Origin of the sequence: Sinorhizobium sp. 6-70, assembly GCF_030124375.1 — a bacterium.
Lineage (GTDB): Bacteria > Pseudomonadota > Alphaproteobacteria > Rhizobiales > Rhizobiaceae > Sinorhizobium.
Genome location: NZ_JASKLS010000003.1, coordinates 448284 through 469911 on the forward strand (window position 1 = coordinate 448284; position 21628 = coordinate 469911).

The window sequence follows — 21628 nt, forward strand, 5'->3', positions numbered from 1 at the left end:
CCGGCGGCATTTTTGGGCTACGCGCCCATTCTTTGCCGACGGTGGCGGGCAACTGTTGCAAACGGGCTTCACCCAGCCAGCGACGACGTCGAAAATGCAATATTCGCGCTTGGCGCTTCGTCCGTGTTCAACTATAAGGGGTCTTCCGGCAATCAGAATCAGGGAGGCTAAGATGACAGTTTTTTCCTTCTCCCTATCGGGCGATCCAATATTCTTTGTGTGACGTAGGGCGCTTGCGCTTCTGATCGCAGTCCCGGAATTGGCTTCGTCCGGTGCCCTCCGCCTCGGAGATCGCGCCGATTCATTGATGCCGCAGCGCCAGTTCGCTTTTCCTGACGGCATTCCTATCGTTACTGGATTTTGAGGCCGGTGCACCCGTCACCGGGCAAATCATATGGCTTTTACTCGTTTTGTGGCGCGCGACCGCGCGTTCCGTAGCGTCTTCCGCTTTTGCTGGATTCACTGGAAGAAACAGCCGGCACGTCTCCTGGCGATCCTCGGCGCCGTGCTTCTTTCCACCCTTGCCGACGTGTTGACGCCGCTTTATTCCGGCAGGCTCGTCGACGCTGTCGTCTCAGGCGCAGCGACCGACGAAATTGCCTGGAACGCGGCGGTGTCGGCCTTCCTCATGCTGATGGCCCTTTCGCTCGGCGCCATCGTGCTCAGGCACGTGACATTCATGGGCATCGTCGCCCTGACGCTGAAGATGATGTCCGACATCGCCTCGGGCGCCTTCTTTCACATCCAGCGGTTTTCCAGCGACTGGCATGCCAACAGCTTCGCCGGCTCGACCGTGCGCAAGGTGACCCGCGGCATGTGGGCGTTGGATCTCCTGAACGACACGCTGCTGGTGGCGCTTTTCCCGTCGGTGATCATGCTGGCCGGTTCGACGGCATTGATGGCCTGGTACTGGCCGATGATGGGCGTGATCATCGGGTTAGGCTCGGTGGCCTTCATTGCGGTCACCGTCGCCCTTTCGCTCGGCTATGTGGCGCCGATGGCAAGCCTCGCCAACAGTTGGGATACAAGGCTCGGCGGCGCGCTTGCTGACGCGATCAGTTGCAACATCGTCGTCAAGGGGTTCGGCGCCGAGCGGCGCGAAGATCAACGTCTCGCCAAGGTTCTTGGCAAGTGGCAGAACCGGACCCGGCGCACCTGGACTCGCGGAACGGTCAACGGCACCGCGCAAGGCACCATGCTGCTCATTCTGCGCGCGGCGGTGATCGGTTTTGCCTTGGTGCTGTGGGCGAGGGGGCAGGCGAGCGCTGGCGACATCACCTTCGTGCTGACCTCCTTCTTCATCCTGCAGGGATATCTGCGCGAAGTGGGTATGCACATTCGCAACCTGCAGCGATCGATCAACGACATGGAGGAGCTTGTCGACATCCATGCCCAGCCGCTCGGCATCGAAGACCGGGCCGGTGCGACGCCGATCCGCATCACCGACGGCAAGATCGAGTTCAAGGACGTGACCTTCCACTACGGCGCACACCGGGCACCGCTCTATGACGGCTTCTCGGTGACCATCCGCGCCGGCGAGCGGGTCGGGCTTGTCGGGCATTCCGGATCGGGCAAGACCACCTTCGTCAAGCTGATCCAGCGCCTCCACGACCTGAAGGCGGGCGAGATCCGGATCGATGGGCAGGATATCGCCGGCGTGACGCAGGCGTCGCTCCGCCAGCAGATCGCCATCGTGCAGCAGGAGCCGATCCTGTTCCATCGTTCCCTTGCCGAAAACATCGCCTACGGGCGGCCGGGAGCGACCCAGCGCGAGGTCGAGGAGGCGGCAAGGCTTGCAAGCGCGCACGATTTCATCGAGGCGCTGCCGAAAGGCTACGGCACCCTGGTCGGCGAGCGTGGCGTCAAGCTCTCCGGTGGCGAGCGTCAGCGCGTCGCCATCGCCCGGGCATTCCTCGCGGATGCACCGATCCTGATCCTCGACGAAGCGACATCGAGCCTCGATTCCGAATCCGAGGTGCTGATCCAGCAGGCGATGGAGCGGCTGATGATGGGGCGCACGACCCTGGTAATCGCGCATCGGCTGTCGACGGTGCGCGCGCTGGACCGATTGCTGGTCTTCAACCGCGGTCGTATTGCGGAAGAGGGCGATCATGGCACGCTCATTCGTCTGAAGGGCGGCATTTACCGCGGGCTCTTCGAGCGGCAGGCACTGGAACTCACCAAGGGCCTTGTCCTCAACGACGGCTGAGAGGCCCGCATTCACGCAGAAGTACACAGGCCGCGCCTCTGGTGAAGCGCGCGGCCTGTGGCGCCGGTTTGAACGGTTTTCGGCTGTTCGGAGCGGGCGCGAATCTTACGGAAGCGAACTGCGCATTCGCTTCCGTAAGATTGAGTCAGGCGTAAGATCATTTCATTGTTTCATTGAAACAGTGAAATGATCTAACTCTTTGAAACTACGCAATTCCGGACGGAAAACCGTCACACACTTTTCCTGGAATTGCTCTAGCCCGCGTGATCGCGGCCCTCGCCGGCGCCGAAACGGTGGCCGGGCTGGAACGCCACCCGGACAGTGGTGATGGGGCCGAGGTCATTCCAGGTTGTGCGATGGAGGATCAGCAGTGCCTGACCTTGCCTTGTCTGCAACAATCTTGCGTCGCGTCGGTCGGCGTTTTCGGCTGAAAAGGAAAATTCCGCCCGAAGATAGGGGGCGTTGCGTACCAGCCATTCGTTCGCATTCAGATCGCGGAAGCCGGCCTGCTGCAGCCCCGGCGCGGCACGCGGATTAAGCCAGCGGTCCTCCAGTTGGTAGGGCTTTCCGTCCGCGTAGTGCACGGCCCTGAGATGAACCAGAAGCTCGCCTTCCGGAAGGCCCAGGCGCGCTGCGATCTGCGCTGGGATCGGGCTGAGCCGCTGCGCGACGACGCGATGGCTGTAGGCCATTCCCGCCTCCTCGACCTGCTCGCGCACGATCGGAATTGAGAAGGTTGCCTTGCTCACCGGATTGATCGCCACGCGTGTGCCGGCCCGTCGCTTGCGATCCAGCAGGCCCTCATCCGCGAGCACTTGCAACGCCTTGTTGACCGTCGCCCGCGCAGCGTCGAACTCGACGGCCAGGTCTGCCTCGTCGGGTATACGCTCTCCCTGGCGCCACTTCAGTTCGACGATCCGACGACGGACCTCGTCGGCGATGCTTTGTGCCTTGGGCATGGTCCGGCCTGTCAGTTTGTCGCTCACATCTCCTCCACACCGCCAGAACAGCGTCACCGGTAAGTTTAGACACATCTTCAAAATAAGTATAGACATATCTGCTGTGTTATGTTTAGACATTATCCATGTGTCGGCACCAATCGGGAGGAGGAGCGGATGCACGTTCTCAGCAATGCCATGACTCGTGACCAGGTAGCGCACCCGGCGTCGGAGACGCGGGTATGAGCCGGCCGCTTGCGGGGATCAAGGTGCTGGACCTGTCCCGTGTGCTCGCGGGGCCTTACTGCACGGCACTGCTCGCCGATCTCGGGGCCGAGATCATAAAGCTGGAGCCGCCCGCTGGCGATGATTATCGCCATATCGGCCCGTTCAGTCAGGGTGAGAGCGCACTCTTCACGCTGAACAATCGAGGTAAGCGCAGCATTGTTCTAGACCTCAAGAACGCGGACGACCTGGCGCTGGCTGAGGCGCTTGCGGCTCGTGTCGATGTCGTGGTCGAGAATTTTCGCCCAGGCGTAGCCGCACGGTTGGGGCTCGGCGCCGAGGCGCTGCGGAAAGCCAATCCGCGCCTCATCTATTGCTCGATCTCGGGCTTCGGCCAGGAGGGTCCATTCAGGGATCTGCCGGCCTATGACCTGGTTGTGCAAGCCATGTCCGGGCTTATGGCCAGCACCGGCGAAGAGAGCGGTGCGCCGCTGAAGACTGGCGAAAGCATTGCCGATCTGTTGTCCGGTCTATTTGCCAGCTGGTCGATCATGGCCGCGCTGGTGCAGCGCAATACCACAGGGCAGGGCGCCACGCTCGATGTCGCCATGTACGACGCGCTGTTTTCCATGCTGACCACCAGCCACGCGCTGCATCTCTATGCCGGACAACTGCCGCGACGCGTCGGCAACCGCCATCCACTCTCGACGCCCTTTGGTTGTTTTGCCACCAGGGATGGGCAAGTGGTGATCGCCGTGCTGAACGCCCGACAATTCGCGGTGCTCGCGGATCTCATCGGCGCGCCCGAGGCTGCCGACGATCCGCGCTTCGCCACGGACACAAGCCGCACCGAGCATGAGCCGGCGTTGAAGGCGCTGATTGAGAATTGGTCTCGCACCGTGACCACAGACCAAGCCGTCGCCGCCCTTTTCGCTGCAGGCCTGCCGGCCGCACCGATCTGGGATATCGCGCAGGCGATGTCGAACGAGCACGCAGCCACTCGCGGTTTGGTCAGCCTGCTGCAGCATCCGGTGATGGGCGAGGCGCCCACAGTCGGTCAACCTGTCCGCTTCGACGGCGAGAAACCGGTGGCGACGACTTCGGCGCCGCGCCTTGGAGGCGATCGCGACGCGATCCTCAGGGAATTCGGATTGGAGAAACGCGCATGACTGACGAATGGTACATGCTGGCCGAGGAAGAGCGGCTGTTCTGCAACGTGCTCACCCGCATCTGCGCCGAGCGCATCGCTCCAAAGGCGGCCGAAACCGACGACACCTCGACCTTCGTTCACGACCAACTGGCGATTTTGGCCGAGGCCGGGATGCTTGGCGCCAATCTGCCCGAGGCATATGGCGGCAGCGGCATCTCTGCCCCGGCGCTGCTGAGGGCAGTGGCGATCGTCGCCGGCGCCTGCGGCTCCACGGCTTCGGCGCTGACGGCACATTATCTGGCGACCGACTCGATCCTCTTTGGCGGGACGGAGACGCAGAAGCAGGAATGGCTGACCAGGGCCGCGACGGGCGAAGCCTTGGGAGCATTCGGCCTGACCGAACCCACTGCGGGATCTGACCCGGCCGACATGAAAACCCGCGCACGCCGCACCGACATTGGCTGGCATCTCAAGGGTACGAAATGCTTCATCTCGAATGGCGGTGTGGCGGATTTCATCGTGCTTTATGCTGTGACCGACCCGGAGAAGCGACATCGCGGCATCTCGGCCTTCCTTCTGCCCAAGGGCACGCCGGGCCTTGAAGCAGGGCCGGCGGAAAAGACCATGGGGCTGAAGGGCGGTCATGTCTTCACGCTGAACATCGATTGCCATCTCCCTGCGGATGCCCTGCTGGGCGAGGAGGGCAGCGGCTTCCGCACCGCGATGCAGGTGCTCGACAATGGCCGCATCGAAGTGGCCGCTCAGTGTCTCGGAATGGCCGAGGCGGCGATGAAAGCGGCCATCGGCTATGCGAAGGACCGCATCATCGGCGGCCAGCCGTTGAGTGACCGGCAGGGCATACGCTGGATGATCGCGGATATGGGATTGGCCTATCGTTCGGCCTTGCTGGTCGCTCAGGACGCAGCGCGGCAACGGGACCTGGCGCACGCAGGCGGCGGGCGCTTCTCTCTCGCGGCCTCCATGGCTAAGCTGCATGCATCCGAGGCTGCCGGCCGCATCGCGGACTGCGCGCTGCAACTGCACGGCGGCTATGGATATACTCGCGATTTTCCGATCGAACGGATCAACCGCGATTTGCGGATCATGCGAATCTACGAAGGGTCAAGTGAAATTCAACGCATCATCATTTCCGGCCAGATGCTGAACTGACCTACTGCAGGTTTCCTTAAATCGTAGCCGATTTAAGGATAAAAACGTGCAGCCATTCAAAGTGCTACAGCGTCCTTTGCGCATCTTGTCAGGCGCGCGGCGCTGTAGGGCGGAACCGCAGACAGTCCAGAGCGCAATACACAACAAGGAGCAACTGCAATGAGCATTCACATGACCATCAAGGGCGCGCTTTTCGGCTTGGCCGCACTTGGCCTCGCGAGCGCCGCCGAGGCCGACCAGCTTGCCGACATCAAGGCCGCGGGCAAGATCGTTACCGCGACCGACATGCACTACGCCCCCTTCGATATGCTGAACAACGGCACCTATGAGGGCATGACCAAGGACCTGTTCGATGCGGTTGCCAAGGAGATCGGAGTCGAGCCGGTCTATCAGGATATTCCCTGGACCGCCGAGCTGCCGGGTCTTGAGGTCAAGAAGTTCGACATCGTGATCGCACCGGTGACCATCACGCCGGAGCGGCTTCAGCGCTACACGTTCACCTTGCCGATCGCTGACGCGACCGTCTCGCTGGTCAAGGCCGCGAGCAACAATGAACTTACCAAACCCGAAGACATCAAGGGCAAGACTGTCGGCGTCCAGCAGGGCACCGCGCAATTCAAGCAGCTTGAGGCGTACGGCCAGAAGCTGGGCGATGTGACGATCAAGGAATACGGCACCACGGACGAAGCCTATGCCGACCTCGCTGCCGGCCGTCTGGATGCGGTTGCTGGCTCGCTGCCGAACCTCACCTATCTGGTGAAGAACCGCGCCGAGACCTTTGCCCTCTTCACGCCCGCCCAGTTCGGTGAGCCGAAATATTTTGCCTGGGTGCTGCGCAAGGACGCCGACAGTGAGAGCTTTGCCAAGGCCATCAACGACGCGCTGTTGAAGATGACGGCTGACGGCCGCGTCAAGGCCATTCAGGAAAAGTGGCTGGGTACCTATACCGAATTGCCCAGTGAAGTCCCGGCGAATTAAGTTGCTTGCGGGCGGAGGCCGCCTCCGCCCGTTCCCTTGTAGCAAGGTGAGGGCGCATGTTTTCCTTCGCGGTTTTCCTTGAAAGCTTCTGGCCGCTGTTCTGGGCGGCGCGATACACGCTGCTGATCTCCGTTCTGGGCATCGGGCTGGGCCTGGTGATTGGTACACTCATCTGCGCTGCGCGCCTGTCGCCTTACCCGCCACTGCGCCGCTTTGCCGCCATCTGGGTCAGTTTCCTGCGCGGCGTGCCGCTCCTGGTGCAACTGCTGGTGTTCTACTACACCTTGCCGGTCATCGGCCTGGATGTGCCACCGATGGTCGCCGCCGTGGTGACCGTGGGCATCTGCGCCAGTGCTTATATCTCGGAAATCTGGCGCGGCGCGATCGCGGCTCTGCCGAAAGGCCAGACCGAGGCCGCGGTTGCCATTGGCATGAACCCCCGCGACGTGTGGACCCGGGTGATCCTTCCACAGGCCGTGACGCTTTCGCTGCCGGCGTTGATCAACGAACTTATCTTGCTCGTGAAGGCGTCGTCGCTGGTTTCGGTCGTCGGCATTCTCGAACTCACTCGCGCCAGCCAGGCGCAGGCCGCTACCACCTTCCGTCCGCTTGAGGTCTATATAGCGGCGGCTTGCATCTATCTGCTGATAAACTTGTGCTTGGCGGCGCTGGGACGATACCTCGAACACAGGACGGCCGCCTGATGGAATGGAGTATTCTGCAGCAATATGGCCCCTCGCTGCTGAAGGGCTTCGGCAATACCGTCCTCTGCTGGGCACTGGGCACGGTCTTCGGCATGGCGCTTGGCCTCGTCATCGCGCTCATTCAGCGCTATGCGCCGCGCTGGGTCACGTGGATCGTCCAGGCCTATATCGAAGTGATCCGCGGCACGCCATTCCTCGTCCAGCTGTTCGTCCTCTACTACGGCGGCCCGCTCGTCGGCCTGCGCCTTGACGCGCTGCCCGCGGGCCTCCTGGGATTGACGATCTATGGCAGTCCCTATTTCGCCGAGATATTCCGCTCGGGCTTCCGCGCCGTACCGCTCGGCCAGATCGAGGCGGCCCGTGCGATCGGCATGTCCGAACTCAATATCGTGCGCCGTATCCTGCTGCCGCTGGGGCTGGTCTCCGCGCTGCCGGCGTTGGTGAACTTCTCGATTATCCTCACCAAGGAAACGGTGATCCTGTCGATCATAACCGTTCCCGAACTGCTGTATCAGGTGCAGCGCATGTCGGCCGAAACCTTCCGCTACCTGGAAGCAAACCTGGTATTGGCGCTGTTCTTCTGGGGGCTGGTCGAGGCGATCTCGCGTGTCGGCCACAGAATGGAAGCGCGCATCACGAAACATCTGATCGAAAGGACGTAAGATGCTTGCTGCGTCATCCGTCGAAATCCGCAAGGTCAACAAATACTACGGCGACTTTCAGGCGTTGAAGGATATCGACCTGTCGATCCTGCCGGGCAAGGTCACCTGCCTGATCGGCCCCTCGGGCTCGGGAAAGTCGACGCTCCTGCGCTGCATTAATTTCCTTGAGGAGTATGATTCCGGCGAAGTTCGCATCGACGGCCAGCTGATCGGCTATGACGCGCCGGGCAAGAGGATGCCGGGCCGCAAGCTGCGCGAGATGCGCCGCTCGATCGGCATGGTGTTCCAGCAGTTCAACCTCTGGCCGCACATGACTGCCAGGGAGAACGTCGCCGAAGGTTTGATCCGCGTGCGCGGGATGTCGAAATCCGAGGCGGAGCGCCGCGCCGCCGAGGCGCTGGCCAAGGTCGGGCTGGCGGATAAGATGGCGAACCATCCCTCTCGGCTTTCCGGCGGCCAGCAGCAGCGCGTTGCAATAGCCCGCGCGATCGCCATGGAACCCAAGCTGATGCTATTCGACGAGCCGACCTCGGCGCTGGACCCGGAGCTGGTCGGCGAAGTGCTGAACGTCATGAAAACGCTGGCCGGCGAGGGGATGACCATGGTGGTCGTGACGCATGAAATGGGTTTCGCCGCCCATGTCGCCGATCAGGTCGTCTTCATGGAGAAAGGCGAACTGGTCGGCGTCGACAGCCCCGACCGCATCCTGCATCATCCCGAGGACGCGCGTATTCAGTCCTTCCTGCGCACCTATCATGAGCGCAACAGCTTCTGAGTGCGAACGGGCGTTGCGGCGGTGCCGCAGTGACTGAGACGCGACGGCCTCCTTCTTTGGCGCGAGGGCGTCACAGGAAGCTAGTCTATGACGCCTGCATGTCCGTCGGACAAAATGCCTCCTTCGTACAGCCTGGTATTCACAAGGCGGGCCGTTTGGCCTAAAGAACGCGCAGATAAAACTCCGGTCGCAGCCTACCCGGTCAAAACAAGGACACCTGTCATGAAAACCATCGTGATCTGCTCCGGCGGATTGGATTCCGTCTCGCTTGCGTATAAGGTCGCAGCGGAATACGAACTTGTCGGCCTGCTATCGTTCGACTACGGCCAAAGGCACCGCAAGGAACTGGATTTCGCCGCCGCCTGCGCCGAACGTCTCGGCGTCCCCCACCAGATCATCGACATTCGCGAGATCGGCCGCCACTTGAGCGGTTCGGCATTGACCGACGATGTCGATGTGCCGGATGGACATTACGCCGAGGAAACCATGAAGGTAACGGTCGTGCCGAACCGCAACGCCATCATGCTCGCGATCGCCTTCGGCGTTGCCGCGGCCCGCAAGGCCGATGCGGTGGCGACCGCCGTGCATGGCGGCGATCACTTCATCTATCCCGACTGTCGGCCGGGGTTCATCGACGCGTTTCAGGCGATGCAGGCCCACGCCCTGGAGGGCTATGCCGACGTCACGCTCTATGCGCCGTACGTCAACGTCTCCAAGGCCGAGATCGTTGCGGACGGGGCGAGGAATGGAACGCCCTTCGCCGCGACCTGGTCGTGCTACAAGGGTGGCGCGCGCCATTGTGGCCGTTGCGGCACCTGCGTCGAGCGACGCGAAGCCTTTCATCTCGCGGGCGTCGAGGATCCGACGGAATACGATGATCCGGATTTCTGGACTTCGGCTACAGGCGCCTTCTCCGCCGAGGAGGTGAAATAATGTTCCGCATCACCAAGGAATTCCATTTCTCCGCCTCGCATCAGCTGACGAGCCTGCCGCCCGAGCATCAGTGCGCGCGGCTGCACGGGCATAACTATGTCGTCGAGATCGAGCTTTCGGCCGAAACGTTGAACGAACACGGCTTCGTCCGCGACTATCATGAGCTCGCGCCGTTGAAGCGCTACATCGACGAGACCTTCGATCACCGGCATCTCAACGACGTTCTCGGCCACGACCGCGTGACGGCGGAATGTCTGGCGCAGCACTTCTACGACTGGTGCAAGGCGCGGCTTCCGGAGACGGCCGCGGTGCGCGTCAGCGAAACGGCGAAGACCTGGGCGGAATACCGGCCATGAGCTCCGACAGATCCGCCGAGATCCGTGTCAGCGAGATTTTTGGGCCGACGATACAAGGTGAGGGCGTGCTGATCGGCCTGCCGACCGTCTTCGTCAGGACCGGTGGGTGCGATTATCGCTGCTCCTGGTGCGACAGCATGCATGCGGTCGACAGCCGCTATCGCGACGAATGGAAGGCGATGTCCACGGAGGATGTATGGCGCGAGGTCACGCGGCTGTCAGACGGAAAGCCGCTTATGGTCTCGCTCTCTGGCGGCAATCCGGCCATCCAGCCGCTTGGCGAGCTTATCGACCGCGGCCATCGCCACGGTTACCGCTTTGCCCTTGAAACGCAGGGGTCGGTTGCCAGGGACTGGTTTGCCGATCTGGACGTGTTGGTGCTGAGCCCGAAGCCGCCGTCAAGCTCGATGGAAACGGACTGGCAGGCATTCGACGCATGTCTGCGAATGGCTGAGGGCAGGCCGCAAACGGTGCTGAAGATCGTCGTGTTCGACGAGGCGGATTATGCCTATGCGCGGGGCGCGGCCGCGCGTTATCCGCAACTGCCCGTCTATCTGCAACCCGGCAATCACACACCGCCGCCCGCCGATGACGACAATGCGGCGATCGACATCGGCGGCATAATGGAGCGCATGCTCTGGCTGGTCGCCAAGGTTACGGAGGACCGCTGGTTCGAGGCCCGCGTCCTGCCGCAACTGCATGTCCTGCTCTGGGGCAACAAGCGCGGCGTCTGAAGCAATTCCCAGTTGCCTGGAGTTGCCTTTATTTCAAAGAGTTATGTCGGTTCCTTGATATCGAGCATGATGAGTTTGGGATGTGAGCCGGAAACGCGCCGCCCTGCAGGCAGTCCCCGGCGTGCGGCGAAGCGCTTCACTGGCCGAAGCCATAGGGCCGTCAAGGTGCACTGGCCGCGAGTTCCTTCTCGTGCGCACCTCCGCCAAGGTGAATGGGTTTCAGGACGGGACCTTCCGCGTCCTTCACGAGATGGATGACACGGGAGAACAGCGGTCCATTCCGCGGCGTGCGGCCAATTTTGACGACGGCAGTATCGCGGAGGTCGTCCTCGAAGATGGATAGGGCCAGCCTCATCGCTTCCCCATCCATCGTCTCGAGTGCCTCATCGATGATCACCCAGCGCGGCCGGTGGAGAACAAGTCGTGCGAAGGCGAGTGAACGTTGTTCGTCATCGCTCAGTTCGCGTTCCCAGCGCGCTTCACGATCGAGCAACGTGGTCAGCTGATCAAGCCCGACTTTCGAAAGTGCGGCAACAAGGCTCGCATCCGAGAAGTCACCAGCGCGCGGATAGGAAAGCGCGTCGCGCAGTTTGCCCCGCGGAAAATACGGGGAGCGCGGGATGAACGCGACCATCTCGCCGGCCGGCAACCCGACGCGCCCGCTTCCCCAGGGCCAAAGCCTTGCGAGTGCCCGGAAGAGCAGCGTCTTTCCCGCGCGAGGGTCGCCGCTGATGACGACGCGCTGACCCGCGCTGATCTCGATATGCGGTTCGGAAAGCCTGGTGCGTCCGCTCGACGACGCGACCTCGAGATTGTCGAAGGTGAGCTTATTCGTATCGTTCTCGACGAATTCGATCCGTTTTTCCGCGTCATGCAGGACGTCCGTCATGATCATGGCGCGGCGGAAGGCGGCGACGCGCAGAAGCGTCGCCCGCCAGTCGGCGATGGCGCTGATATTGGCGACGAACCATTTGAGCGACGTGTGCACTTGGTTGAAGGCGCCAACGGCCATCATCAGGCCGCCGAAGCTGATCTCGCCGGCGAAATAGACGGGAGCGGCGACCAGGATCGGCGCGACAACCGTGACCCAGCCATAGCCGTCCTGGACCCAGCCAAGATTGATCTGGGCACGGTAGATGTTGCGCATGGCCCCGAGCACGGTGGCGAGATCGAGCTGCAGACGACGCCGCTCGCCAGTCTCGCCCCCGGCAAGCGATATGGCATCGATATGTTCGCTGACATGCATCAGCGAGAAACGCAGTTCCGCTTCGCGTGCGTATCGATCGCCGTTCAAGACGATCAGACGCCGCCCGACAAGCCAACTCAGCCAAGATGCCGAGCCGGCGTAAAGGATCGCCGCCCAGACCATATAGCCCGGGATCTCGAGGGCGTAACCGCCGATGTGGAAAACAAAACCTGCTGACAGCGCCCAGAGAACGCTCACGAAAGATGCAAGCAGGATGGACGACTGCAGAAGGCCGAAACCGAGGTCTGTCGTGAGATCGGCAAGATGGCCGGCATCTTCCTGCATTCTCTGGTCCGGATTGATGCCCATTGCCCCGGAGTTGGCAAGCCGGAAGGCGCGCAGCGGCCGCATCCATTCGTTGATCAAGTCGAGCGTCAGCCCCTCGCGCAGCCTCAATCGCACCATCTGGTTGAGCCATTGCTGCGTGACATTGAGCACCAGCAGGCCGCCGGCGATGAAGACAAACAACAGGAGCTGATAGAAAAAGGCGTCGAGATCGCGCCGCTCGATCGCGTCAAAGAAGGGCCGGTTCCAGCGGTTGAGGATGATCTGCCCGATCGCTGTCGCGATGATGATCGCGAAGCTGCCGGCCGTAAGCCAGAGGATTGTCTTCAGCAGCGGTGACGCCATGAAGGCATGGCGCATCATGTCGAACTGGTCCCGGAGGCTCGTGCCCTCCGCGCCCGCGGGTTTGGGTGCTGCGTTCGCTCCGGCTTGATTCGTCATCTTCGGTTCCTTCCCTTCAGAAGGGGCAATCCGCCAAAGTCGTTCGGATGCGGCAGGCTGGACTATCGTCCAGAGCGGGGCACCACCATCGGATTGGGGGATCTTGCGGCCGCACTTGGCCCGGCGACGGAAACAATTCCGCGGGGTGCCGCCTACAACCGGCGGAGCCGGTTACAGGGGTCGGCGGCAACTGTCTATTCTGTGAAGAACCGAGACATCCGGCCTCATTGCTGCTGTCGCGATGTCGCGTTCGCGTGTCGAGCAGCAGCCTATGCAAAGCGAATATGCCACTGAAGATCCGGAGGTGCTGAAATGCAGTGAAACTAGAAACCCTCATGAATCCAGTTTATGGCCAACGGCGCCCGCTGGAAACAGCGTTTTGAGTATAGGGGCGGGATCTCGCCTCCGGATGTTAGAAATCCCGTGAGCGCCCACAACGAAGTCAAGAGCGTCATTGCATTCGATTTTGGTAGCGTAGCGCGAGCCCGTTGCAGTGCGTTTCGCGGTATGGTGGCTTGTCTATGTTACATCGATGACATAAAACGTTACCGCCGTCGCCAAGGCGCGTGTCACCCCCCTCAACATCGAATTTAAAAAAATTCAATGCCAAGAGAAGGAGACATTTATGTCCATTTCACTCGAAAGTTTTGACAATCAGCAAGCCGCTGCCGTCGTCAGCAACGACGTGGCTGCCCGCGTTCGGGCCGCCCGTGAGGCTGTCGGCTACAGCATCGAAGACCTTGCTGTTACTTGTGGCCTCGCCAACGTCGAGATCAGTGAAATTGAAAGTGGTCTGGATAAAACTCCAGCGAAGCTGAAGCGTATCGCATCGGCGCTGCAACTGCCGCTTTCGGACTTCTTGACCGTGGAAGTTTGACGGACAAGCCGACCGGTCCCGCCGCGCGGGCCGGTCGGAAAGTCTCGCGGTTCTCTGCACAACGTTGATTTTATTCAGGTAATTCCGACCTTCAGGGCTCAAGCGGCGGACCGAGTGGTTCAAGCACCAGCTTTCCTTGCCAGCCTTCCTCACACTTTCTTGCGCGCCCGCCAATGCATATTTTCTAAGTCGTGGCCGGTTAAAGGATAAGGCCGTTGCGGCGACTTGCTCGGCTAGAGCAATTCCAGGAAAAGTGTGTAACGGTTTTCCGTCCGGAATTGCGTAGTTTCAACGAGTTAGATCATTTCAGTGTTTCAATGAAACACTGATCTAGTGCCCTGTCGGATGACTTTGGTAAAAGACCGCAGGCTTGGCAGGTCGAGCAGTGCGACCGATTGAGAGAACCGAACGGATGAACATCGTCCTTGTCCCGGGTTTCATGACCGACAGCGAGCTATGGTCGGATATGCTCCCCCGGTTGCATATCAGCAGCCAAATTGTCCATGTCGATCCGACGCGGGCGCAGTCGATTGAGGAAATGGCGAGACAGGCACTGATTGACGCGCCGGAGCAGTTCATGCTCGCCGGTTTCTCCATGGGAGGTTACGTCGCGCGCGAGATGGTACGGCTTGCACCACAGCGGGTATCGTCGCTGGTGCTGATTGCCACCTCCGCGCGGGGAGACGGGGAAATTCAAGCTCGGCGCAGGGCGGCAGCCGCGGCATTCGATCCGGCCACGTTCCGGGGGCTTAGCCCTTCTTCCCTCCGCGCCTCCGTTCACCCGGATCGAGAGAACGACGTTGAATTGATCGAACGGATCCACGCGATGAGCGTTCGCCTCGGCGGCAAGGTCTTTCAGCAGCAGACGATGTTTCGCCGGGATGGCGATCTTGAGCGCCTGGGCGAGATCCGCTGTGCCACGCTGATTGTCGCGGGAACACGGGACCGCCTCCGCAGTATCGCGGAGGTCGAGGAACTGCGCGATGGCATTCCTGGCGCAGTCATGGAGTTGATCGAGGCCGGGCATATGATCCCGATGGAAGCACCAGAGGAACTTGCGGCGATCCTCAAACGCTGGCTCGAGGGTCGCTTGGCTCAATAAGTGGCGGCAGGCGCCTCGCGGATGTCGATGGCTGTTGGAACTCGTTCAAGATCCTGTTGTTGAAATCGTGGCGCGAGCTTTGGCAGTGTCTGTGCCAGGCCTCTTTAGTCGCTCGAGCAACACCCGGAACGCCTCCACCGCTCTTTGCGACGTTTCCTGCGGGGCCTCCGAGTTGGCGATCCACAAGGCAGCATGGCTGCTGGCACCGTTGATCAGGCGCGCGGTCGCCTCTTCATCGACGTCGATAATCGCTCCGTCCGCCTTGAGTTGGCTCAGGCTCCGACTGAGGGCTGCGATACAGCCGTTGGTGCTTGGCCATTGAGATATGTCTCCCAGGACGGCGGGGCCGTCGCGAAACATGATTCGCTGAATTTCGGGCTCGAGCGCCATCTGGATATAGGCCACACACTCGTCGACGAAGCCCTCCCAGCGCGTTGGTGCTCGTGACGAGACGCTGTGCAACCGCGCCGTCATCTCCGCATCCAGCTCTTGAATCACCGCCTGCAACAGCCCCTTTTTGTCTCCGAAGTGGTGATAGAGCGCGCCACGCGTCAATCCCGCGCCTGCCGTAAAATCATCCATCGAGGATTGGGCATAGCCTACCGTCCCGAAGGCGTGCCGGGCAGCGGCAAGCAACTTCGCGCGTGTCTCGGCGATCATGACCGGGCGCGGCTTGCTCATGGATTCTCCTTCTTCGCATACGGTGCGTATTTTATTTGACATACGGCGCGTATGCAACTAGCGTCCACATACGCCACGTATGTAAGTGGGCGTCCTGATGACGAAGGAACACCTCATGTCTAATCCTTACAGAGAGATCTTCAGTGTGCGGGGCGCGAAAGGCTTCTCCGCCGCGGGCTTTTTCGCGCGCCTGCCGATAGCCATGGCACCGATCGGCATCGTCGCCATGCTGTCGCAGACGCGTGGGGAGTATTGGATCGCGGGAGCGGTTTCAGCAACATTCGCCCTTACAAATGCGCTTGTCTCTCCTCAAATTTCGCGCCTGGTCGATCGGCTCGGCCAGTCGGCGGTCATAGCGCCGGCCACGGCGGTCTCGGTCGTGGCTTTTATTGCTCTCATCGTGGGAGCGAACCAGGACTGGCCAGCGTGGGCGCTGTTCGCGTCGTCCTTTCTCGCGGCGGCGATGCCAAGCATTCCCGCGATGTTGCGGGCGCGCTGGACAGAGATATTCCGCGACCGTCCCGAGCTGAACACGGCCTTTGCCTTTGAGTCGGCAGCGGACGAACTGGTTTACATCGCCGGCGCATCGCTCTCGGTCGGGCTGGCGGTCGCGCTGTTTCCGGAAGCCGGGATGCTGGTCAGCACCATTTTCCTTGCGATCGGGACGGCTGCTTTCGTCCTGCAGCGGTCGACTGAACCGAAGGTGCGTTACTTGGAGCGCGGCGTTTCCCAAGGATCGGCAATTCGGTTGCGGCCGGTGCAGATCATCACGCTCGCCCTGGTATTCGTCGGCTCGATGTTCGCTACGGCGGAAGTCAGTGCGGTTGCAATCACGAAAGAGCTCGGGCAGCCAAACGCCGCAAGTCTCGTCATTGGCGTCTATGCGATCGGGTCGTTCGTCGTCGGGCTGGTCATCGGGGCCCTCAATCCCAGCATGCCGCTGCAGAGGCAGTTGCTGATCGCAGTCAGTATCCTTGCCGTGACGGCCCTGCCGCTCACTGTTGCCGATACGGTACCGCTTCTGGCCCTCGCGGTCTTCGTGAGCGGCATCGCCATCTCGCCGACCTTCATCACAGCCTTTGGCTTGATCGAGCGCCGGGTTCCGGACTCAATGCTGACCGAGGGCGTTACGTGGGTGATGACCGGCATTGGAATCGGCATGGCGCTCGGTGCCTTTGTCGCGGGCTGGGTAGTCGATAATTTCGGCGCGCAAAACGGCTTCTTCGTATCCGTAATCGCCGGAGCGGCGTCCGTGGTGATCATCGCTTTGAGTCAGCGGACCCTGGCCGGAGGCAGAACGGAAGCTGCTGCGGGGACGTTGCCTCAACCCGCTGCAGAGTAGGAAAGCGCCCGACTAGCTGATAACCTTACGGCATCATTCTAATAGAAGCAGAATGTCCCGCCTTAGGCGCCGGCATCCACGGAGACCGGGCGCGGGGCCGTCACCTCGCGGCCAGAAGGCTTTCGACCTGCCTGATCAGTTCGGGACCGTCGAACGGTTTTGCCAGGCGAGGCAATGCACGAAAGCGTTCCGGTAAATCTGCCGCCGTATAGCCCGTCAGCAGCAAGACGGGCACGCCTCGCTCGAGCAGTTCATCGACGAGCGGATAGACGAACTCGCCGCGCAGATTCAGGTCCAGCGTGGCGACTTCGAACTTCTGTTCGCGTGACGCGGTGATCGATCCCTGCAACGTCGTGAAAGGGCCCAGGACGACGTAGCCGGCTGCAACGAGGTCGTCTTCGATCTGCAATGCCACCAGGAATTCGTCTTCGACGACGAAAACCCGACATCCCTCGGACTCCGTCATTCGGCACCCCTGAGATAGGGCACGTCGATTGTGCAGTTCAGTCCGTGCGACGCAAACTCCAGGCGGACATCGCCACCCAGATCGGAAGCGAGGACCCGTTCGAGAAGCAAGCGACCGAAACCGTTGTGGCTTGGTGGCGAGACGGGAGGTCCTCCTGTCTCGTTCCAGCGGATGGAAAGCCGGTTCTCAACGGGGTCGACAGCCCAATCGACACTTACGCGACCGGCCTTTACGGACAACGCGCCGTGCTTGGCGGCATTGGTGGCAAGTTCATGCGCGGCCATACCAAGGGTCAGGGCATGTTTGGGTGGCAGAGTCGTTGGTGGGCCGTCGAGAGAGATGTTGTCCACGTCCTCGTTGCGATAGGGAGCCAGTTCATCGGAAAATATGCTCTGCAGAGAGACCCCCGACCATCTGGCTTCCGCAAGACGGGTATGTGCTTGTGCCAACGCCCGGATGCGGGCATCGAACGATCGCTGCGCATCGCGCGCGTCCGGGTTCGTCGAAAAAGACTGCCGTGCGATCGAGTTAACGGTGGCCAGCGTGTTCTTCACGCGGTGGCTGAGTTCAGCGACCAGTAAGTCCCTCTGCGCCTCAGCCTCCTTTCGCTCGGTGATGTCCATACAGATGCCGACCAGGCGTTCACCCGCCGCGCTCTCTGGGGGCGAGAACCGGCCAAAGGCTTCCATCCAGCGTATCGTTCCGTCGAGCAGGCGCATGCGGTAGGCGACATGATAGTCCTCGCGGGTGGCAAGGGCTTTCTCGATCGCCTGTTCGACGGCAGGAAGATCGGCCGGATGAATATCACGCTTGAAATCTGAAAGTGTCTCCTCGAATGTTCCCGGATCGAGATGATGAAGCACCTCAAGCCCGGGTGACCAGATTACTCTGCCTGTCTGCAGGTTCCACTCCCAGGCGCCCATCCGCCCGGCATCGAGAGCCATTTTCAGCCGGCGCTCGCTTTCTCGAAGGGCTTCTTCCGTCTGCTTGCGTTCGGTGATGTCGATGAACGCGGCCACGGCGCCGGTCACTTCTCCGAGTGCGTTTCGCATCGGGGTCGCGTTGCCGAGGAGATGGCGCGATTTCCCATCAGCGAACCGGATCTCCTCTTCGAAGTTCTCGACCTCTTCTCCGCGTGCCGCGCGCTGCACGGGTAGTTCATCGGCCGACAGCATCCTGCCCGCCGAGAAGGTCTGGAACCCGGAGGGCCGCTCATCGGCGGGCGCCGAAAACGAGAGATTCGATCCTGACGGCAGGTGGAGCAACTCATAGGCGCTTCGGTTACCTTCGATGACACGGCAGTCAGCCGTTCGTGTTATCCAGATGGGGGTCGGCACCGCTTCCATAATGGCCTGCAGTTCGGCCGCGCGTGCCCGTTCGTTGGCCTCGTTGCGCCGCAGTTGCTCCTCCGCGAGTTGCCTTGCGCGTTCGGCCCGGATGCGCTGGATGCTGAAGCCGAGCTGTCGGGCGATTGTCAGCCCGAGGCAGATCTCCGTCTCGCTGAACACATGTGGCTTGTCGTAATAGGCCATGAACTTGCCGATCAGCCTTCCTCCGGCAATCAAGGGAATGAACCCGAGTGCGGCAATGCCTTCCGATGTGATTGTCGCTTTGAGATCGTCGGAAAAGTCGGCTTCAGCGACGTCTTTAACGAAGATGGGATCCGGATCGCGGGCGTCCGAAGTCCATGGAGAATGGCCGTCGACAGCGTGACGGTAGTGTTCCGACAATCCGCTCCAGGCGACGAAGCGCATCGTATCGGACTGGTCGAACAACAAAATCGACGCGCGGCTGCAGTTAAGCGCCGCTCTGATAGCATCCAACGCCGCGTCGTAGACCTCTTCAATGCCCTTGGCGCGGTGAAGCTTTTCGGTGAGGCGGTAGAGCGAAGCCTGCTCGCGCAGCCGCGCTTGCATTAACTCTTCGGCTCGCTTCTGTTCGGTGATGTTGCGGGCGATTTTCGAGGCGCCGATTATGCGGCCTGTGGCGTTGCGAACGGGCGAAACCGTGAGCGAGATATCCACAAGGCTTCCGTCCTTGCGCTGACGCTTCGTTTCGTAGTGATCGATGCGCACACCATTGCGGATACGATCGAGAATATGGGGCTCCTCGTCCTCATGGCCGGGCGGCATCAGTATTGTGATTGGCTTCCCGACGACTTCGTTGGCGGTGTAGCCAAACAGATGTTCTGCTCCCTTGTTCCAGCTCGTGATAATGCCGTTCAGATCTTTACTGACAATGGCGTCGTCGGAGGACTCGACGATTGCAGCGAGGTACCGGGAATCCAGTTCAGCCTGTCGACGACTTTCGACCTCAGAGCCTTTTCGTTCGCTGATATCGACAAGGACATTGATTGCGCCCGTCATCATCCCCGACTTGTCAAAGATCGGCGTGGGGTAAGGAAGGATCGGAACCATCGTTCCATCCGGCCGCACAGCCACAATCTCGCTCCCTCTGACCGCTCGTCCTTGCTTGAGCGTCTGGGTCAGCGGACACTCGTCAGGGGGCAGAATTGACCCGTCCGAGCGACGCAGCTCCCAACTGACGCACCAACGATCCTTGCCGAGTTCGGGCTGCCTGCCGGCGAGATCCGCGGCTGCCTGATTGAAGTAGGTAATGATCCCCGCTTGGTCTGTGGCGTAGACCGCCACAGGCAATGCATCCAGCACCGCCCGAAAATCCGGTGAATCCAACCCACTGATCTTGCTCTCCAATTTTTTTGGCAGAGCCTCCGCGCTGCACATAGGTCCCTCCGCAAGCGCTCGCTGACCCCGGGAAACGCGGTACGGGCAGGTTTGTTCCGGATCGGTCGTCGCCTGCGAACCCCCAAGGTCACATGGGTAGATCCTCGGCAAACCGGATGTTAGGTTCCCGGCGGGTGGAGTGGGGCCCGCGCGGCCCAGTGGAGGAGACCGAGTAGATAAATCGGAGATGTTTTTATGAGCAGAACTGTGCTGAATGCCGTGGGCAAAACGCTGTACTATAGCGGAGGTTCGACGGCATGGTTTTCCGCGACAGGATCGGGCCCCACGCTTTACGGGACGTCCGGTAACGATTCCATATGGGGCGACAGTTCCGTCAATGTCACCATGATCGGCGGGAAGGGCGACGACATCTATTATCTCTATTCCGGGATTAATCGGGCGCAAGAGGTGGCGGGCGAGGGTGTCGATACAATCAACACCTGGATGAGCTACACGCTGCCGGCCAATTTCGAGAACCTGACCGTCACCGGCAACGGACGTTTCGCTTTCGGCAATGACGGCGACAATATCATCACCGGTGGCTCCGGCAGCCAGACCATCGACGGCGACGGCGGCAATGACGTCCTGATCGGGGCGGGCGGTGCCGACATCTTTGTCTTTTCGAAGGGCAATGGCAGCGATCTGATTACCGATTTCAGTTCGAATGATGTCGTGCGGCTGAACCGCTACGGTGTAACCTCGTTCGACCAGATGCTCGACAATATGGTGCAGGAGGGGGCCAATCTCCGCCTTAACTTTGCCAACGGCGAGAGCCTGGTCTTCGCCGATACGACGGTCGACGAACTGCAGGCAAGCCAGTTCCAGTTGAGCCTTGACCGATCCGTTCTGACGCAGACCTTTTCCGACGACTTCAACACCCTGCAGCTTCGTGACGGCGCAAGCGGCATCTGGGATGCAAAATTCTGGTGGGCGCCCGACAAGGGAAGTACACTCTCCGGAAACGGGGAGCTTCAATGGTATATCAACCCGGCCTATCAGCCCACGGCTTCCGCTAATCCGTTTTCCGTCAACAACGGTGTCCTGACGATCACGGCGACGCCGGCGTCCGATGCCATTCAGGCTGAGATCAACGGTTTCGACTACACCTCCGGCCTGCTCACGACCCATTCGTCCTTTGCCCAGACCTACGGCTATTTCGAGATTCGCGCCGACATGCCGGACGACCAAGGTGTCTGGCCGGCCTTCTGGCTTCTGCCGGCCGACGGCTCGTGGCCGCCCGAACTGGATGTCGTGGAAATGCGCGGGCAGGACCCGAACACCATGATCGCCACCGTTCACTCCAACGAAACCGGCTCGCGGACCAGTATTGCAAGCGCCGTCAAGGTCGCCGACACCAGCGGCTTCCACAAATACGGGGTGCTTTGGACGGAAGACGAGATCGTCTGGTACTTCGATGACGTCGCGGTCGCACACGCCGACACGCCTTCGGACATGCACGAGCCGATGTACATGCTCGTGAATCTCGCCGTCGGGGGCATTGCAGGCACGCCCGCCGACGGCCTTGTCGACGGGGCTGAAATGAAGATCGACTACATCAAGGCCTATTCGCTCGACGCCGACTGGCATATCTGAGTGATGCAGTCGCATAA

Annotated in this window: 19 protein-coding genes; 14 read left to right on the forward strand and 5 right to left on the reverse strand. The window is 61.1% G+C overall.

What is annotated here, in order from left to right; genetic code table 11:
• Positions 1-394 precede the first annotated feature (394 nt).
• A complete protein-coding gene (locus QN222_RS09240; RefSeq protein ID WP_283963811.1) occupies positions 395-2209 on the forward strand; it encodes an ABC transporter ATP-binding protein in 1815 nt (604 codons plus the stop codon).
• A 254-nt stretch (positions 2210-2463) separates the two neighbouring features.
• Here the strand turns inward: QN222_RS09240 and QN222_RS09245 are convergent, their stop codons facing one another.
• Positions 2464-3195, reverse strand: a complete 732-nt coding sequence (locus QN222_RS09245) for a GntR family transcriptional regulator (RefSeq protein ID WP_283963812.1) — start codon at positions 3193-3195, stop codon at positions 2464-2466.
• A 194-nt stretch (positions 3196-3389) separates the two neighbouring features.
• On the opposite strand from QN222_RS09245, the gene QN222_RS09250 reads away from it, so the two are divergent.
• The 9 genes from QN222_RS09250 (at position 3390) to queE (ending at position 10834) form a co-directional block, all read left to right on the forward strand.
• Positions 3390-4541, forward strand: coding sequence for a CoA transferase (locus QN222_RS09250; RefSeq protein WP_283963813.1), 1152 nt, complete (start codon positions 3390-3392; stop codon positions 4539-4541).
• Complete coding sequence (locus tag QN222_RS09255) at positions 4538-5692, forward strand: acyl-CoA dehydrogenase family protein (RefSeq protein ID WP_283963814.1); 1155 nt, start codon at positions 4538-4540, stop codon at positions 5690-5692. Before QN222_RS09250 ends, QN222_RS09255 begins: the two co-directional genes overlap by 4 nt.
• Before the next feature lie 159 nt (positions 5693-5851).
• The gene (locus QN222_RS09260; RefSeq protein WP_283963815.1) at positions 5852-6670 is read left to right on the forward strand and encodes a transporter substrate-binding domain-containing protein; all 819 of its coding nucleotides are present in this window, start codon (positions 5852-5854) and stop codon (positions 6668-6670) included.
• Positions 6671-6726: 56 nt separating this feature from the next.
• On the forward strand, positions 6727-7374 hold the full coding sequence (locus QN222_RS09265) for an amino acid ABC transporter permease (RefSeq protein WP_283963816.1): 648 nt from the start codon (positions 6727-6729) through the stop codon (positions 7372-7374).
• The gene (locus QN222_RS09270; RefSeq protein ID WP_283963817.1) at positions 7374-8036 is read left to right on the forward strand and encodes an amino acid ABC transporter permease; all 663 of its coding nucleotides are present in this window, start codon (positions 7374-7376) and stop codon (positions 8034-8036) included. Before QN222_RS09265 ends, QN222_RS09270 begins: the two co-directional genes overlap by 1 nt.
• A gap of 1 nt (position 8037) precedes the next feature.
• Complete coding sequence (locus tag QN222_RS09275; protein ID WP_284005377.1) at positions 8038-8811, forward strand: amino acid ABC transporter ATP-binding protein; 774 nt, start codon at positions 8038-8040, stop codon at positions 8809-8811.
• 222 nt (positions 8812-9033) lie between these two features.
• Complete coding sequence (queC, locus tag QN222_RS09280) at positions 9034-9744, forward strand: 7-cyano-7-deazaguanine synthase QueC (protein WP_283964187.1); 711 nt, start codon at positions 9034-9036, stop codon at positions 9742-9744.
• Positions 9744-10100 (forward strand): 6-carboxytetrahydropterin synthase QueD, encoded by a 357-nt coding sequence (gene queD / locus QN222_RS09285; RefSeq protein WP_283964186.1) that lies wholly within the window; start codon positions 9744-9746, stop codon positions 10098-10100. The genes queC and queD overlap by 1 nt, the downstream gene beginning before the upstream one ends.
• Entirely contained in the window at positions 10097-10834 is a 738-nt protein-coding gene (gene queE, locus QN222_RS09290; RefSeq protein ID WP_283964185.1) for a 7-carboxy-7-deazaguanine synthase QueE, read from the forward strand. Before queD ends, queE begins: the two co-directional genes overlap by 4 nt.
• A gap of 160 nt (positions 10835-10994) precedes the next feature.
• Here the strand turns inward: queE and QN222_RS09295 are convergent, their stop codons facing one another.
• Positions 10995-12806: an ABC transporter ATP-binding protein/permease gene (locus QN222_RS09295; RefSeq protein WP_283964184.1), complete on the reverse strand. Its 1812-nt coding sequence runs from the start codon at positions 12804-12806 to the stop codon at positions 10995-10997.
• Positions 12807-13431: 625 nt separating this feature from the next.
• Between QN222_RS09295 and QN222_RS09300 the strand changes: the two genes are divergently transcribed.
• Positions 13432-13683 carry a helix-turn-helix transcriptional regulator gene (locus QN222_RS09300; protein WP_283964183.1) on the forward strand — a complete coding sequence of 84 codons (252 nt, stop codon included), beginning with the start codon at positions 13432-13434 and terminating at the stop codon, positions 13681-13683.
• 412 nt (positions 13684-14095) lie between these two features.
• Positions 14096-14785 (forward strand): alpha/beta hydrolase, encoded by a 690-nt coding sequence (locus QN222_RS09305; RefSeq protein ID WP_283964182.1) that lies wholly within the window; start codon positions 14096-14098, stop codon positions 14783-14785.
• Positions 14786-14830: 45 nt separating this feature from the next.
• Here the strand turns inward: QN222_RS09305 and QN222_RS09310 are convergent, their stop codons facing one another.
• Positions 14831-15466, reverse strand: a complete 636-nt coding sequence (locus tag QN222_RS09310; protein WP_283964181.1) for a TetR/AcrR family transcriptional regulator — start codon at positions 15464-15466, stop codon at positions 14831-14833.
• Between the two features lie 115 nt (positions 15467-15581).
• Between QN222_RS09310 and QN222_RS09315 the strand changes: the two genes are divergently transcribed.
• Positions 15582-16808 carry an MFS transporter gene (locus tag QN222_RS09315; protein WP_283964180.1) on the forward strand — a complete coding sequence of 409 codons (1227 nt, stop codon included), beginning with the start codon at positions 15582-15584 and terminating at the stop codon, positions 16806-16808.
• 100 nt (positions 16809-16908) lie between these two features.
• Here the strand turns inward: QN222_RS09315 and QN222_RS09320 are convergent, their stop codons facing one another.
• Both QN222_RS09320 and QN222_RS09325 read right to left on the reverse strand, forming a co-directional pair.
• The gene (locus tag QN222_RS09320) at positions 16909-17274 is read right to left on the reverse strand and encodes a response regulator (RefSeq protein WP_283964179.1); all 366 of its coding nucleotides are present in this window, start codon (positions 17272-17274) and stop codon (positions 16909-16911) included.
• Positions 17271-20018, reverse strand: a complete 2748-nt coding sequence (locus tag QN222_RS09325; protein WP_284005379.1) for a PAS domain S-box protein — start codon at positions 20016-20018, stop codon at positions 17271-17273. The genes QN222_RS09320 and QN222_RS09325 overlap by 4 nt, the downstream gene beginning before the upstream one ends.
• A 195-nt stretch (positions 20019-20213) precedes the next feature.
• Here QN222_RS09325 and QN222_RS09330 point away from each other — a divergent pair, with 195 nt between their 5' ends.
• The gene (locus tag QN222_RS09330; protein ID WP_283964177.1) at positions 20214-21611 is read left to right on the forward strand and encodes a family 16 glycosylhydrolase; all 1398 of its coding nucleotides are present in this window, start codon (positions 20214-20216) and stop codon (positions 21609-21611) included.
• Positions 21612-21628 lie beyond the last annotated feature (17 nt).

Coding starts and splice junctions, on each gene's coding strand:
- QN222_RS09265 (WP_283963816.1), top strand. CDS start 6,727: ATGTTTTCCTTCGCGGTTTTCCTTGAAAGCTTCTGGCCGCTGTTCTGG.
- QN222_RS09295 (WP_283964184.1), bottom strand. CDS start 12,806: ATGACGAATCAAGCCGGAGCGAACGCAGCACCCAAACCCGCGGGCGCG.
- QN222_RS09250 (WP_283963813.1), top strand. CDS start 3,390: ATGAGCCGGCCGCTTGCGGGGATCAAGGTGCTGGACCTGTCCCGTGTG.
- QN222_RS09315 (WP_283964180.1), top strand. CDS start 15,582: ATGTCTAATCCTTACAGAGAGATCTTCAGTGTGCGGGGCGCGAAAGGC.
- QN222_RS09300 (WP_283964183.1), top strand. CDS start 13,432: ATGTCCATTTCACTCGAAAGTTTTGACAATCAGCAAGCCGCTGCCGTC.
- QN222_RS09270 (WP_283963817.1), top strand. CDS start 7,374: ATGGAATGGAGTATTCTGCAGCAATATGGCCCCTCGCTGCTGAAGGGC.
- QN222_RS09255 (WP_283963814.1), top strand. CDS start 4,538: ATGACTGACGAATGGTACATGCTGGCCGAGGAAGAGCGGCTGTTCTGC.
- queC (WP_283964187.1), top strand. CDS start 9,034: ATGAAAACCATCGTGATCTGCTCCGGCGGATTGGATTCCGTCTCGCTT.
- QN222_RS09275 (WP_284005377.1), top strand. CDS start 8,038: ATGCTTGCTGCGTCATCCGTCGAAATCCGCAAGGTCAACAAATACTAC.
- QN222_RS09330 (WP_283964177.1), top strand. CDS start 20,214: ATGAGCAGAACTGTGCTGAATGCCGTGGGCAAAACGCTGTACTATAGC.
- QN222_RS09320 (WP_283964179.1), bottom strand. CDS start 17,274: ATGACGGAGTCCGAGGGATGTCGGGTTTTCGTCGTCGAAGACGAATTC.
- queE (WP_283964185.1), top strand. CDS start 10,097: ATGAGCTCCGACAGATCCGCCGAGATCCGTGTCAGCGAGATTTTTGGG.
- QN222_RS09240 (WP_283963811.1), top strand. CDS start 395: ATGGCTTTTACTCGTTTTGTGGCGCGCGACCGCGCGTTCCGTAGCGTC.
- QN222_RS09260 (WP_283963815.1), top strand. CDS start 5,852: ATGAGCATTCACATGACCATCAAGGGCGCGCTTTTCGGCTTGGCCGCA.
- QN222_RS09305 (WP_283964182.1), top strand. CDS start 14,096: ATGAACATCGTCCTTGTCCCGGGTTTCATGACCGACAGCGAGCTATGG.
- QN222_RS09325 (WP_284005379.1), bottom strand. CDS start 20,018: ATGTGCAGCGCGGAGGCTCTGCCAAAAAAATTGGAGAGCAAGATCAGT.
- QN222_RS09310 (WP_283964181.1), bottom strand. CDS start 15,466: ATGAGCAAGCCGCGCCCGGTCATGATCGCCGAGACACGCGCGAAGTTG.
- queD (WP_283964186.1), top strand. CDS start 9,744: ATGTTCCGCATCACCAAGGAATTCCATTTCTCCGCCTCGCATCAGCTG.